Here is a 14135-nt window from a genome sequence, read left to right as displayed (position 1 = left end):
CAGCTAACTCAATCCCTAACAGCGATATCTAACAACACTAAAAAACAAAAAAGCCGCAATTTTGCGGCTTTTCTATCATATCACGATTTATAGTGATAGGTATTAGCTTCCAGTACCTAAACGCTCACCTTGGTAACTACCATCAAGAACCGCTTTCCACCAACCTTCGTTCGCTAAATACCACTCAACAGTTTTACGAATACCGCTTTCAAACGTTTCTTGCGGCTTCCATCCAAGCTCGCGCTCAATTTTGCTAGCATCAATTGCATAACGCATATCGTGCCCTGGGCGGTCTTGAACGTAAGTAATCTGCTCAGCGTATTTACTATCTTTTGGCTTAACTTCATCCAAAATTGAACAGATAGTTTGCACTACTTCAATATTCTGCTTTTCGTTGTGGCCACCAATGTTGTAGGTTTCACCGATTTCACCATTAAGCGCAACCACTACCAATGCGCGGGCATGGTCTTCCACATACAACCAATCACGTATTTGGTTACCTTTGCCATATACAGGCAGCGGCTTACCAGCTAGTGCATTTAGAATAACTAATGGAATAAGCTTTTCTGGGAAGTGGTAAGGGCCGTAATTGTTAGAGCAGTTAGTTACAAGCGTTGGCAACTTGTATGTGCGAAGCCACGAACGCACTAGCTGATCAGAGCTTGCTTTACTTGCTGAATAAGGTGAACTTGGTGCATACGGAGTAGTTTCCGTAAACAGTGGAAGCTCCGTTTCTGGCTCAACTTCATCTGGGTGAGGAAGGTCGCCGTATACTTCGTCAGTAGAAATATGATGGAACTTAAACCCTGCTTTTTTATCGCCTTCAAGTGCTGACCAATACGCTCTTGCTTGCTCAAGCAAAGTGTATGTGCCTACAACGTTGGTTTGAATAAACTCACCTGGCCCGTCAATTGAACGGTCTACGTGAGACTCTGCCGCAAGGTGCATAATAATATCTGGCTGGTGCGTATTGAAAACACGCTTTACTTCTTCAGCATCACAAATATCAACTTGTTCAAAGCTATAGCGGTCGCTGCTTGAAACCGAAGTTAATGACTCTAAGTTACCCGCGTAGGTCAGCTTATCTAAATTAACCACTGTATGGTCAGTGTCGTTTATAAGATGGCGAACTACCGCAGAGCCAATAAAGCCCGCGCCACCTGTTACTAAAATCGTTTTACTCATTTTCTTTTTACCAAAAATAATTCTGTTCTTGCCATTTAGGCTTTCAATTCATCTAGCATGCTAGCTAACTGCTGACGCCAGTGAGTAGGCTTGCACGAAGCAAATGCTTCACGCGCTGTTTGTTTATCAAGCACACTATAGTGAGGACGTTTTGCAGGTGTTGGGTACTGACTTGACGGAATAGGTAAAACCGGAATAGCCTTATTAAGTAAACCTTTATCAATACCAAGTTCTTGTATAGCTAACGCAAAATCGTACCAGCTTGCCACACCTTCATCGGTCCAGTGATAAACACCGGCTGTTTTATCTTCAGCGGCAGAAACACAAGCTTCAGCTAGACCTTTTGCCCACGTAGGCGTACCAACTTGGTCATCAATTACGCCCAACTGGGGTTTATCTGCCATTAAGCGAAGCATGGTTTTCACAAAGTTATTGCCATGCGACGAGTAAACCCAAGCAGTACGAATTAGACAGCTAGCATCTGGCAGTATTTCAAGCAGCGCTTTTTCGCCTTCAGCTTTTGACTTACCGTAAGCACCTTGCGGCTCGATAGGATCATCCGTTAAATAAGGTGAACCTTTGTGGCCGTTAAATACATAGTCGGTAGACACATGCACCATGAAGGCGCCGTTATCTTTGCAGAAGTTTGCTAAGTTCTTCACAGCAAACGTATTAATAGCCTTGCACGCGTCGGTATCTTCTTCCGCTTTATCTACCGCAGTATATGCCGATGCATTTATTAAAACATCGGCTTTTAAGGGCATTAGTTTCTCTTCAATATCAGAAGAGCTAGTAATATCAATATCATCGCGCCCTAAAAACGTGACCTGATGCTCGCTATTTTCTAGCTCTCGTGAAAGCTCAAATGCCAGCTGCCCAGACTTACCTATTATTACAATATTCATTTATCGCTAGTACCCAATGACAATTAAAATGTAGGTGCGTCTACAAATGCCACCCCAGCTTCATCTTTCCCAGATAGCGAAGGTTTTTCTCCATTCACCAGAGGCCAGTCAATATTCAACGTTGGGTCGTCATATTTTACCGATACTTCAGACTCCGGATGATAGTAGTCTGTGCATTTATACACGAACTCAGCCGATTCGCTGGTTACGTAAAAACCATGAGCAAAACCCGCTGGAACCCAAAGCTGACGCTTATTTTCTGCAGATAATGTAACGCCAACCCACTTTCCATAAGTAGGTGAGTCTTTACGCATATCAACTGCTACATCGTAAACCTCGCCGCTAACTACGCGTACTAATTTACCTTGGGTTTGCTCCATCTGATAATGAAGGCCACGAAGAATACCTTGGCTAGATTTCGAGTGGTTATCCTGAACGAAGTCTACATCCGCGCACTCTTTCTTAAACCAGTCAGTACGAAAGGTTTCTAAGAAAAAACCACGCTCGTCACCAAATACTTTTGGTTCAATGATTTTAACGTCAGGGATGGCTGTGCTAATTGCTTGCATAAAAAAATATATCCGTTTCTTTGTATTTATTTAACGCGGTCGTGAATTACTTTCAATAAGTAATCACCATAGCCGCTCTTTTTAAGTGGCGCAGCTAGCTTTTCTAATTGTTCAGCATCGATATATCCCATACGGAATGCAACTTCTTCTGGGCAACATACTTTTAAGCCTTGGCGTTTTTCAATAGCAGCAACGAAGTTTGCTGCATCAAGTAATGAATCAAGCGTTCCTGTATCTAGCCAAGCAGAACCACGTCCCATAAGCTCCACTTTAAGCGAACCATCTTGAAGATATAAATTATTCAAGTCAGTGATTTCAAGTTCGCCACGTGGAGAAGGCTTTACTTCTTTTGCAAAATCTACTACACGGTTGTCGTAGTAATAAAGGCCAGTCACAGCATAATTCGATTTAGGTTTAGCTGGCTTTTCTTCAATTGAAAGTGCATTCCAGTTTTCGTCGAAGTCAACAACACCATAACGCTCTGGGTCGTGCACATGATAGCCAAATACCGTAGCGCCATGCTCTTGTTTGAATGCATTTTGTAACGATATTTTCAGGTCGTGACCATAGTAGATATTATCACCTAGTACCAATGAGCAGCTGTCGTTGCCAATGAAGTCTTCGCCAATTAAAAATGCTTGAGCTAGACCATCAGGTGATGGTTGAACCGCATATTGAATGTTCATGCCTAAAGACGAACCATCGCCAATAAGGTCAATAAAGCGCTGCTGTTCTTCTGGAGTGGTGATAATCAGAACGTCCCGAATACCCGACATCATAAGTGTTGTTAGTGGGTAATAAATCATGGGTTTGTCGTAAACTGGCATTAACTGTTTACTAACCACTTTCGTTAGTGGATGAAGGCGAGTGCCTGACCCACCCGCTAGAATTATTCCTTTTCTCATCATCTACGCTCCTTTTTTGAATAATAAATTCTCTTCGCTGAAATACTTTTCATAAATTTCTAAATCTTCTCTATAAATATCTGCAACAAGTTCTTTAGCTTCATCGCAGTACATATTTTCATAGCTGGGTAAGCTATTCTTCCTCTTCATCGCATTTAATACTCTTATGCTTGTTCGAGAAAAAACCTCATTATGTGTAGTTTGAAAGTCTTGCACTGAATGCATTGTATATAAACGGGCATCGACCACGTCCAATATAGATTTGTCACGCAATGTTTTTACTGCTGCATCAAAGCTCTCGACACAAAATACATCACTATATTCATCATATAGCCAAAATGCACGTTGAGTTCGCCAGTGATGGTCCCTATTTTTATCAAGTTGACGCTTTACGTTTTTAAGAAACTTAACGAAGTTCATATCTAGTATGTTGAAATCGGTATACTGACTTTCTACAAATCTTACAGATAGATTTGTCAGAGATACAAATTTGTCTAAGAAAGTACTAGCTATTCTGCGATATGGGCATCTTAGTACTATAAAGGTATAGTTCGCTGTTACCAATTCTCGTAAGTTTGCAACAAATGTAGCATTATTTTGATGAATCCAACTGTGTTGTGAATCCACGTCAGTAATCACTCCATTTGATAAAGCTAAACTGAGTCTCATCGTAGAACATGCATTTTTAGGAATGTAGCTATATATCGCGTTTGAGCTATAGACGTTTAAAGCATGGTTTGCTGCAAAAATGTGCTCACTATTATCAGAGAGAGCACAATTGGCTTGCGCCGCGTGAAATAATTTGTTCATAGACAATCAACCAACCTTTAAAGATTGAAATATTGATAAAACTTGGTTAGTTAACCGCTCTACATTGTAGTCATTTTTTAATTTGTGCTGGGCTTTCCTTAGCTGTTCAAAGTGTATAGAAGGACTCTCAATCAATCTTTTTAACCCTTCATACCACTCTTCATTAGTCTCCGCTAAAATTGCGCACCCATCAGCTCCACAAGAGTCATAGACCGTATTTTTTGTCGCAACAACAGCAGCTCCAATTGAAGTATATTCGACCCACTTCGTATTTGCTTTAACCTTGTTAAATTCATCAACAACAAGAGGACAAATTCCAACATCCCAACTTAGTTTAGCAAACGTCTCGAGGAAAAGTTTGTAGTCCCTAACCGGCTCAATCATTATGATCCGGTCACCAAAAGGTTCAAGTTTTTTTGGCTTGGGTATGGTACCAAACATCGAAAACGTCGTTTCTGGGTACTCTTCGAGTAACTGAACGATTACATCTAAAACCGTATCGAGATCATGAGAATGGTCAAATCCCATGTATCCTAGTTTTCTGACTTCACGCTTATAAGCTGGCACCGCAACCTCAGCAGAGCAATAAATCTCCCCACTAACCATATTGTTCTCTACAAATTGTGCTTTGAATCTCTCCAAGAGAGGCTTAGTAGAGCAGTAAACAAGATCAGAATGATCCAGTAAATAACGTACTGTCTTAACGCGATTAGGAGAATTATGTTGTTCGAATTTCGCCCTTCCTAATGATAGAGGCACATTAAGCAAATCATCGTCAATGTGAAATATAACAGGCACCTTTTTTTGCAAAGCCCATAGCCTTATGGCAACCGCATGAGGACCACTGTAACGACAGAATACAATTTTACTAGGGCGAAACTTCTCTAAACGTGTTATCACATAATTTTGAGCTACTGCTGACCTAACGAGTCCGCCAAATTCGTCTTTTAACTCTTTCTCAGTAAAATATTCGCACAAAATATTTTCGGATTCTACAAGCGGCCCCAAAGGCTTGACAAAGCTCAACTGAAGCGTGGGGATCATATCATTTGCTACAAACAGAACCTTTTCCGCTGTAGTCTCTTCTCTTATATCACCTCCCTTCAGAGAGTTTGAAATTAACTTTGAAAATTTCTTCGCGGCACTCGCCCTATCAAGGATAAGCCCACTATTTTGGAGAAATATTTCTTGTTTTTGAAGAAAGTATTCTGGATTTTTCTCAGCTCTTTGAGCGAATAGCTCTAATTCTTGGGGATTAGAGATAGTCTCCAAACCTTTGTAATTTGAATGATCCATAATCCCTTGTTCATCGACCCAAACCGCAACAGGTATTTTTGCGTAAAGCATATCAATAAGAATAGAAGACGGTGCAGAGACTCCAAAAGTAAAAGAACTCAAATCAACCTTGTATATTGGTTCATTATTTATAATCACATTCTTTGGCAATTTTACGTTATTTTTGAGAACATATTGACCACCAGGGTGAGGACGTAACGTAACCTTCTTTTTCTGCCTCGCTAGAGATGCACAAAATGTTTCAAATGTATCCATGAAATCATTCTTCAAATCGCCTGAGGCAGACATTCTTACGGAGTGCAAGTTTTCGCATATCAAACCTATTACTTCAGTTTTTGAGGCTGAAGGAGGGGGTGTATTTAAGAGAAAAGTTGGCCCAAACGGTAATATTTTTTGACTTTGTAAAGCTGATAAAGACGATAAATTTTCTGTGCCAACCCACGAGCAAACTACATCTGCAGCCCAGAAGACATTAGAACCGTAAGAAAGGTCATGTTGAGCACTTTGCTTAAACCCTACACATTCAAATCCATGCTGTAAGGTCACGCTAATATAGTTGTCACTCAGCATTCTGAAAATATTATGAGTGAATTTGTGGGGCGGTAAGTTTGATTCGCTCGCCGCAAAAACTATACCCGCGCTATCTTTCATCAATTCAAGAGCTTCAGTTTCGTCATCTACCTGAAAAGTTGTGGCACCGGCCTCTAGCGCAATACTTCTGAGCTCTCTTTGCCAATTATTACTTGTATCTTTTAAAGAAAAAGCTCTACTTTGAATAATAGTTGGATATGAACCTTCTATCTTTGCAGCTAAATTTATTAAAGGACGGAGAATATTCACATCTTGCAATAGATTTAGCAAAAAAATAACTTTGTGTTGCACAGCTTACCTCTAATTAATAAGCGAAGAATGATTTGCTTGTTTCTGCGTTAAGTAAAATATAGCGTTCAAAAAATTCGTCGATAACTTTTTCTGTATCAGCTAGGCTTTGTTTATACAAATAACTATAAACAAAACAATTCTTACCTGGACTTGTGATAGCTTTTTGCCTGGTAGATAACAGCAATTTATCTTGAATTGGTTTAGATATTAATGACATACCAGGTTGATTTTGAATCTCAAGAAGAATTTTCTGGACACCTTTTCCCAATTGCACACAAATCGAATCAACATCTTCCCTGGTAATACTGAAAACATAGTTAGCCTGTTTACCAAGAACTGGAGAAGAAACGCATATCCAGCCATAGTTAATTGCAAATTTATAAAGAGCTTTGTCTAAGTTTGAACCGAGATGTATTAACTTCACCTTTTCCCCAATTCGACTAATCGGAGTAATAGATGTTTTTAAGAACTTAGTTAGTTTGTTGGCCTCATTACTAGCGCTTGCTAACTGTTCGAACAGTGATTTGGCAATTTCTACACGTTCCTTTGAAAACTTCAAAGAATTTCCCTTCAAATTATTTATCAGCTCATCAACGCTTCGATAGACAATTTGGTTCAATGGCTTATACAGTTCATAACCTAACGAAAGTACTTGAGCCCCATTTGTTAGAGAAGTAATAGCTCTGTTTAAAGACTTAACTTTACTAAATTCTTGGAAATTAACAGGGAGCAAAACGACATTACACTTCGATAGCAGATCACGTTCTTTTTCTTCAGACCAAAGCTGTACTTCATATTCTACAGGTAACCTTTTCAACATTTCATATGCGTCTACCGTCAGAGCTCTATGATTAGTAAGGAGTGTCAACCGAACACTAGGGAAAGCCGATTTCAGCTGCCTCAGTACTGAAGGAGCATATCTAACTAAATCTTGAATACCCACATCAAAATGCGGGTTATCACCTATACCAAACCAAAGTACTTTTAACTCTTGATCAGAGGAAAGTGATACCTGTTTTAAATCAACTAGATCGAAAACTTCCTTAAGCTCTTCGGTAGTTATTTCTGCTGGATCATTCATCACGTGCATGGGGGTGTCTGGGAAATAAGACTTTAGACGACTTTTAATTCTGTCAGTTGAGCAAAGTGCGAAATTACTAAACTTAGCAAGCTCAGATAGCCATTTTCTCAAACGCGTAAATCGAAAATCTTCTAAATCACTAAAGTAATCATCAAACAAATCAGGTCCGACGAGCTTACCTGCAGATGATAATTCAAAGGCAAGTAATACAGCTCTAAAATCATATACTTTACTAATAATATAAATGTCGTCCTTAAACTGCGTGTTTCCGACAAAGTCATCAATGACTCTGAAGTTTAAAATAACATCTTGCTTTAATAGGCTTGAGCTAATACGTTCATACCGAATTCGAGCACCAGCCTGTAGAAGGTACTCTGAGGTAGGTACTACGACACAAATATTCATCTCTACTTCTCCTTGGCCAACACTAGTTGAGGTAATAGCTCCTCGGCCCATTTGACATTAAGTTCCCCAACTGTGATCAATTCGCCACCTACAGCAATCCTGTTAGTGCTCAGTATTGATTTACCCCCCAAACGTGCTGCGTAGCTAAGTAGGAATAGACTCTGCGTTTCACAAATATTTGCTTTAATTTGAGCGGTTTGATTTATCTGCCTCAAAATAGGAAGCAACGAACCTATATCAACCGCAAGTAGTGGGTGTGATGTCGCATCAATAAAAGAGTTACGATTGAAAGCAAGTTGTGAATTCATCTTTACAACATTGTATTTTGATCCTTCAGCAGAACGGAAAACATTATACGAAACCTGCAATTCCGAGAGCCTTTCCTTATTCTTTTCATAATGTGATTGAACCAACAATGGCGCTACTATCTTGATATTTGTATCAAGTTCGTTTAGTAATGATGATAATGTCGAAGAGTTATAAAGGTAGACATTGTCGCTCAATAGAACCGCGAGACCGTCACCAATAGTCGTAAATACTTTTTCCAATACATTATTGTAAGACTGGTTATCGCCTTTTCTATATATCCTGATGTCAATTCCATGCCAACCACAAAAATGCCCCATATCTACAGTCTGTTCGTTTTCGATAATTAACGACAGAGACATCACTTCCACAGCTTTTTGATGCTGCAACATTTGGTAAGCCGATATTAATTGGGTAGGTAGTAAAGGTTTATAATTTATCACCAAGTGGACTTTCTTTATACAATCGACTTCAGCTTGCTCTATGAAGTTTGCAGCCCCCAAAACATTATTGATATGAATTTTTGTTGTATCAACACTTAAGGCTGAAACATCTTGCTCTAAAGGTGGCAATGAGGAATTCGGAGAGTTCTGTCTTACATGGCGCTCTAACAAGTTTTGCTGCTGCTTATTTCTCAACAAAATATGTTGAGGTCCTGTTGCATAATTGGATACTAACCCCACTAAATAATGAAGTGAGGGAATTTCACTAGCTTGGTATTGGGGTAGCAGCTTAGAGCATGTGCCCAACGTGGCATGCAGTTCGGGATTAACGCTCACCTCGCAGCTCGTCAGCACATTAATATTCCAATAACGTTCCAACCATAGCCTGAATTCACTATCGAATATTGGCTCGAAACCTCTAGCAATACTTAAATCTACGTTCCATATTCTTTGCCCGCTTCGCTGGACTTTGTCCATTGCATATTGAAATTTATCGCAAAGTTTCTTGTATTCGTTAACAGTATGTTCTGCATTATCAGAATAATATCCAAGTTCAATCTCGTGAAGACCACCATCAAGTAACGTTGGGAATGGAACAGGGAGAACATCGACAACTAGGTTATTGCATACCATTAGAACGGTAACAGACGTATATGGATTGGGTAACGGCAAATCAACATATATATTCCCGCTAAAACAAATTGAAACGCATTCTACGCAGCTCTCGTTTGCAGCTGTTAAAGAGAGAGGTTTTTGAATTAGTATCAAAGAGATACTTCTATTATTTGTACATTCCAAGCCAAGTCTCAGTTTATTGAATGACCTATTTTGTAATGATGTGACTTTTGGAGTTACAAGCCCTGGGGCATTTTCTTCTCTTATCGCTCTGTCACATCGAAAATCTGGAGCAAATTTATTGAATAGGCGTGCTGTAGTTGCGGTCCACTCAAGATCTTCTATTGATTTGTGGTTTACTTCAGTAGTACGCTCTTCTACAACAACCTCAGTAATTTCATTAGAGGCTGCGTCTAAAGCCTCCGGCGCCAAAGGTAGAGAACAGCTAACAGTTGTATTTACCTCAGAACAAATTATCTCTCCAAAAAGGTCTGTTTTAGCCGACTTAGAGTGCGATGTTGCCCTTTGCTCGGTTTTCTGAGTCAACAGAAAATGGACTAGAGGGTTCATACCACTTTCTAAAACATCTTTGTGCATAGATAAATAATAAGAACTTGAAAAATGCGCAGACGGGTCTTTTCCTTCTCTACCTCCCAATAAGTAGTAATGCTTTGCACACTGAGAATTCTCTAAACCAAGATTGCTATACAAGCGAGAATAAAATTGATGACTAAAAAGTTCACTGCGTCCAATAAGTACAAGCTCTTCCTTCTGATGTGCACTAAGCTTGATACTTCGCAAGTAGTCATTTATATGAGTCTCTCGGGCGTGTTTTGATAATAAAACCGTTCTACGCTCCGATTTGCCATAAGTAATGTAATGAATATAAGGATTTACATGTCCTTGCTTTATATCATCATAGCGAGTGACATATTCTAGCGTATTAAACGAATAACAAGGGTCGAGAGAGTTATCGTAGTTGCCAGTAATGTAATGCAAAATTGCATAGCTAGGTGTTTTATAATTGAAATTATAGACCTTATTGAACCAAGTTAAGTCGAAATTACCTTTATGAAGAATCGCATCAACCTCCGCTTGGCGGAAAGCTACTGCATGGCTTAACGAATGGTCTTCAAATTTAAAATTAAGCGGAAGATAGGCTTTCCGCCCTTCGTTTTGCCCGCATATCAGAAAATGGTAATAAGGGTTCATCATTTCTTCTTTAACATCTGCATTATTTGCTAAATAAGCAGAAGTAGAGAAATATGGGTTAGGGTTTAAGCCTTTCTCACAACCAAAGGCTAGAAAGTGGCTCAACGCAAGCTCATTTGACTTATCTGATAAACAATAAGTAGACGAATACCAGTTTGCAAAAAAGCCCGCATTTTCTTTTATTAGCATTGCAATAGGGCTTGAATCCACCGCATTGCTCAATTCGATGATTATTTCTTCTTCACTTGCAATGCGAGAAGATGAGACTGTTATATACCCTTTAGAGCGGCCTTCTGTAAGATAATGAACAAGAGGGTTTTCCTTGTTGTTCAAATAAACCCTCCGGTATACATCAGTGTTAAACCTCGAACAAGGATCTAAACCTTGCAAGTGACCATCTTCAAGGTAATGCGACAATAACTCACTTTTTGGTAAGTTAATTCCATACTCTGATGCATACCAGTTTGCATCAAAAAGTGACGAAGCTTTAATACTATTAATTTCACTTTTATTCAAAAAATGTTTTATTTTACTTAACATTGCCTGACTGCTTGTTTTAGATTTTAGAATGATCGTTAGTTGTGTCGGTCTAAAAGTTCTTCATCACATTCTACATCAACGATATTTCTGTTTTTTATATTTGTTGGTTTTATAGACTCGCTAGATTCTTGTTCAGTTCTCTCGGGAGTGTGACTGCTGGTGACGTTATCAAAAAACACGCGCATGACATGGTTCACCCCGTCTTCTACAACGCTACGTAAATCCTCAGCGTAATATGAGCCTCTGTTAAAGTTGCCAGTAATAATCTCATACGAGGGAAAATAGAAAACATCTCTTGATTGCTTGACGACCTCTTCAGCAGCAACTCGTAGTACTGATTTTGAATAAGTTGTTGCAGTAAGGACATGCTGCCCAAGCTCAGCGGTAGCCATCAAGGGCACAGGTGAAACGGTAAATAACACTTTTGCTGAAGGGTTTTTTAACCTAAGTAAGCTAATAAATTCCTTTAAATCAGAAATGATGTCAAAAACGCTTTGATTATAGAACTCGTAAATTTCCGAATCGAAAGTTCCGCCTTCCACCCCTGGGCAAATAGGAAACACAAGACCATCGTCTTTGCGCCTCCAGCACTCAGTCAAACCTAGAGTAAACACAAAGACATCAACTGTAGAAAACATTTCTTGTACTTTGCTCAAATGAAGCCTTCTGTCTTCCAGTAACTCTTCGATCGTCGGATAACCACCTACTTGGGTAGTTGGCCTAAATGGGTCTCTGAAAGAACCATCTTTATGCACCCAATATGACTCAACAGGCTCTATCAATCCATAAGCTCGCTTGAACAATTGCAAGAGTTGTCTTGCTGTGTAGATATTTCCATAACGAGCTGAAAATAAGCCGTAATTTTGCTCTTTTCTAATTGTATCACCCAACAGCGGGTTTCCAGTTTCAGTAACTAAATAGTTAAATCCAGAACTGCTCATATGACGAGCAATATGCTGGGCAAAGCAACTACCAGCGGTTGCTACTTTACAATTCTTCGTAATGGTTAAGCTGAAATCACAGACAGGTTCAACAGCAGTCATGTCTTTATTTGCTACAGACTTTCTCCAAAAGCTTTTATCGGGTAACGATTTATAAGGGTGTGTCATTTGCAAACTCCTTCTAGCATCTCTAATACTTTCGTTCCATAAGCCCAATTTGCATGAGTAAAATCCGCATCATAGTACTCAGACTTCAAAAAGCCGTACGAATCAACTGTTTCAGATGGAACACCTAATAGTTCGACATCATAAGAAGAGAGGTAATTTCGAAGAGTCTCCATTTCGAATTTCCACAATCCCAAGCGATAACTCGGTGAATTCAAAGACTCCTCATTAATTTCCATATCTCGATACTTGGTATTTTTGCGAGCAGCGGTGTTGAGCAAAAACTGTTGGTCGCCCTTTGGGGGGGGAGTCGACAAATGAACGACTTTGCAATTAGCGGCTTCAATCAATTCAAATACTCTTGTGTTTGCTTTGACCTTACCCAAAAACAAACTTTTAAGGGTATTTGTAGGAATTAAATCGCCAGGGAGATGCAGTGTATCATGAAAGAAAGAAAAGGGAGGCCTTTGCTTTAGTAAGCCAAAGACGTTGTGGAGCGTTCCCCATACGCTCAATACAAGCAGATCACTATCATTAAGCGCTTTGACTTCTTTAAGCGCATCTTCAAATTCGATATCTCCAAATTTACCTAGCTTCAGCCATTTAATGTCGAAGCAGCTTCCAGTAGAGCTGTTCGTCTCCTGCAATGCTTTCTTTATTGCACTCGTGTGACTATCGCCAAGAACCTTAACAATCATGATTTTTATCCCATTAAATTCTTTTCTTTCAACTCTTGGTTTGCTTTGTCAAGTTTATCCTCAGGAAGAGGTTGAGTATTTACCCAGCTAACAAAACGGTTCATGCCCTCTTCGAGTGAAACTTTCGGCGAATAATTAAGCACGTCTCTCAAGCGAGTAATGTCAGCACAATTATGTCTTATGTCACCTACTCGGTATTGTGCTGTTACTCGAATATCGGGCTCCTTTCCGAAAGCACGAGTTAGTTGAGTAGCGATATCGATGACCGTAGTGAACTCACCAGTCCCGACATTGATAATAGTGTTGGGAGCTTCTTTTTTTGTAAGAGCAGCAAGAAAGGCACCTGCCACATCCGATACATGAACAAAATCGCGAGTTTCTTGGCCATCCTCGAATATAGGTAAATGTTTATCCATTCTAACTCGCGTGGAAAAGATAGAAAGAATACCTGTATATGGGTTATTTAATGACTGCCCTTCTCCATATACATTTTGTAAACGCAAAATGCCATAACCTATACCCAATGACTCGCAACAAATAGCGATTAGATCTTCTTGCGCATATTTGGTAGAAGCATATATAGATGCGGGTTGAACTTTGTCGTCTTCGCGCGTTGGAACTGGAACTAATTCATTTCCACTAGAGTCCTTGGCTGTCCATTGTTGATTTGCAAGTTCTTCAGGAAGACGAGGTCTTGGATAAATCCTTTCAGATGCATCTTGCCCCCTAGCCACGTATGCTCCCTCCCCGTATACAGAACGGCTCGACGCCAATAATACACGCTTAATCGGTAGTTTTTTGTTGGTTATAATGTCTAGCATTAAGGCAGTGGCTTGACTATTCACTTCGTTGTATTTTTCTATCTCATACATAGACTGGCCAGTTCCAGTCTCCGCTGCAAGATGAATAATACTATCAGCATCCCGCAATAAAGAACTCATAACATCACGATCAGTAACTGACCCCTTCACAAACTTTATATTTGCCCCAACAATCCATGAGGGTACTTCTTGCAAATCACCGTGTATTTGAGGCGACAGGTTATCTAAAATTGTAACAATAAAACCATGTTGCTGTAGAAGCGGACATAAGTGACTGCCAATAAATCCGGCGCCGCCAGTGACTAATATTTTGTTCATTTAAACTCTCATTTCTAGCGTAATAAATAGTGGATAGC

The 14135-nt window shown here is 39.7% G+C and carries 11 protein-coding genes; all 11 read right to left on the bottom strand.

The window, feature by feature from the left end:
• Positions 1-102: 102 nt before the first annotated feature.
• Genes rfbB through ACYX4N_RS04120 form a run of 11 tightly spaced genes read right to left on the bottom strand, consistent with a single transcriptional unit; the run spans position 103 to position 14097 of the window.
• Positions 103-1185 (bottom strand): dTDP-glucose 4,6-dehydratase, encoded by a 1083-nt coding sequence (gene rfbB / locus ACYX4N_RS04170; protein ID WP_476055700.1) that lies wholly within the window; start codon positions 1183-1185, stop codon positions 103-105.
• Between the two features lie 35 nt (positions 1186-1220).
• Positions 1221-2090: a dTDP-4-dehydrorhamnose reductase gene (rfbD, locus tag ACYX4N_RS04165; RefSeq protein ID WP_476055699.1), complete on the bottom strand. Its 870-nt coding sequence runs from the start codon at positions 2088-2090 to the stop codon at positions 1221-1223.
• A 23-nt stretch (positions 2091-2113) separates the two neighbouring features.
• Positions 2114-2659: a dTDP-4-dehydrorhamnose 3,5-epimerase gene (gene rfbC, locus ACYX4N_RS04160; protein ID WP_476055698.1), complete on the bottom strand. Its 546-nt coding sequence runs from the start codon at positions 2657-2659 to the stop codon at positions 2114-2116.
• Positions 2660-2685: 26 nt separating this feature from the next.
• Positions 2686-3564, bottom strand: a complete 879-nt coding sequence (gene rfbA / locus ACYX4N_RS04155) for a glucose-1-phosphate thymidylyltransferase RfbA (RefSeq protein ID WP_476056415.1) — start codon at positions 3562-3564, stop codon at positions 2686-2688.
• Positions 3565-3567: 3 nt separating this feature from the next.
• Positions 3568-4374, bottom strand: a complete 807-nt coding sequence (locus tag ACYX4N_RS04150) for a sulfotransferase family 2 domain-containing protein (protein WP_476055697.1) — start codon at positions 4372-4374, stop codon at positions 3568-3570.
• Between the two features lie 6 nt (positions 4375-4380).
• Entirely contained in the window at positions 4381-6552 is a 2172-nt protein-coding gene (locus tag ACYX4N_RS04145) for a glycosyltransferase family protein (RefSeq protein ID WP_476055696.1), read from the bottom strand.
• Between the two features lie 13 nt (positions 6553-6565).
• Positions 6566-8089 carry a hypothetical protein gene (locus ACYX4N_RS04140; protein ID WP_476055695.1) on the bottom strand — a complete coding sequence of 508 codons (1524 nt, stop codon included), beginning with the start codon at positions 8087-8089 and terminating at the stop codon, positions 6566-6568.
• Complete coding sequence (locus ACYX4N_RS04135) at positions 8041-11154, bottom strand: hypothetical protein (RefSeq protein WP_476055694.1); 3114 nt, start codon at positions 11152-11154, stop codon at positions 8041-8043. The genes ACYX4N_RS04140 and ACYX4N_RS04135 overlap by 49 nt, the downstream gene beginning before the upstream one ends.
• 35 nt (positions 11155-11189) lie before the next feature.
• On the bottom strand, positions 11190-12263 hold the full coding sequence (locus ACYX4N_RS04130; RefSeq protein WP_476055693.1) for a GSCFA domain-containing protein: 1074 nt from the start codon (positions 12261-12263) through the stop codon (positions 11190-11192).
• Positions 12260-12958, bottom strand: coding sequence for a hypothetical protein (locus ACYX4N_RS04125; protein WP_476055692.1), 699 nt, complete (start codon positions 12956-12958; stop codon positions 12260-12262). Before ACYX4N_RS04125 ends, ACYX4N_RS04130 begins: the two co-directional genes overlap by 4 nt.
• A gap of 5 nt (positions 12959-12963) precedes the next feature.
• Complete coding sequence (locus tag ACYX4N_RS04120; protein ID WP_476055691.1) at positions 12964-14097, bottom strand: NAD-dependent epimerase/dehydratase family protein; 1134 nt, start codon at positions 14095-14097, stop codon at positions 12964-12966.
• Positions 14098-14135 lie beyond the last annotated feature (38 nt).

Source organism: Alteromonas sp. ABH4_452 (assembly GCF_056311825.1).
The sequence above is the reverse complement of the archived record's forward strand: the minus strand, read 5'-3'. Positions and strand labels throughout refer to the sequence as shown.

Coding starts and splice junctions, on each gene's coding strand:
- rfbA (WP_476056415.1), bottom strand. CDS start 3,564: ATGAGAAAAGGAATAATTCTAGCGGGTGGGTCAGGCACTCGCCTTCAT.
- rfbD (WP_476055699.1), bottom strand. CDS start 2,090: ATGAATATTGTAATAATAGGTAAGTCTGGGCAGCTGGCATTTGAGCTT.
- ACYX4N_RS04140 (WP_476055695.1), bottom strand. CDS start 8,089: ATGGGCCGAGGAGCTATTACCTCAACTAGTGTTGGCCAAGGAGAAGTA.
- ACYX4N_RS04125 (WP_476055692.1), bottom strand. CDS start 12,958: ATGATTGTTAAGGTTCTTGGCGATAGTCACACGAGTGCAATAAAGAAA.
- ACYX4N_RS04135 (WP_476055694.1), bottom strand. CDS start 11,154: ATGTTAAGTAAAATAAAACATTTTTTGAATAAAAGTGAAATTAATAGT.
- ACYX4N_RS04130 (WP_476055693.1), bottom strand. CDS start 12,263: ATGACACACCCTTATAAATCGTTACCCGATAAAAGCTTTTGGAGAAAG.
- rfbC (WP_476055698.1), bottom strand. CDS start 2,659: ATGCAAGCAATTAGCACAGCCATCCCTGACGTTAAAATCATTGAACCA.
- rfbB (WP_476055700.1), bottom strand. CDS start 1,185: ATGAGTAAAACGATTTTAGTAACAGGTGGCGCGGGCTTTATTGGCTCT.
- ACYX4N_RS04120 (WP_476055691.1), bottom strand. CDS start 14,097: ATGAACAAAATATTAGTCACTGGCGGCGCCGGATTTATTGGCAGTCAC.
- ACYX4N_RS04150 (WP_476055697.1), bottom strand. CDS start 4,374: ATGAACAAATTATTTCACGCGGCGCAAGCCAATTGTGCTCTCTCTGAT.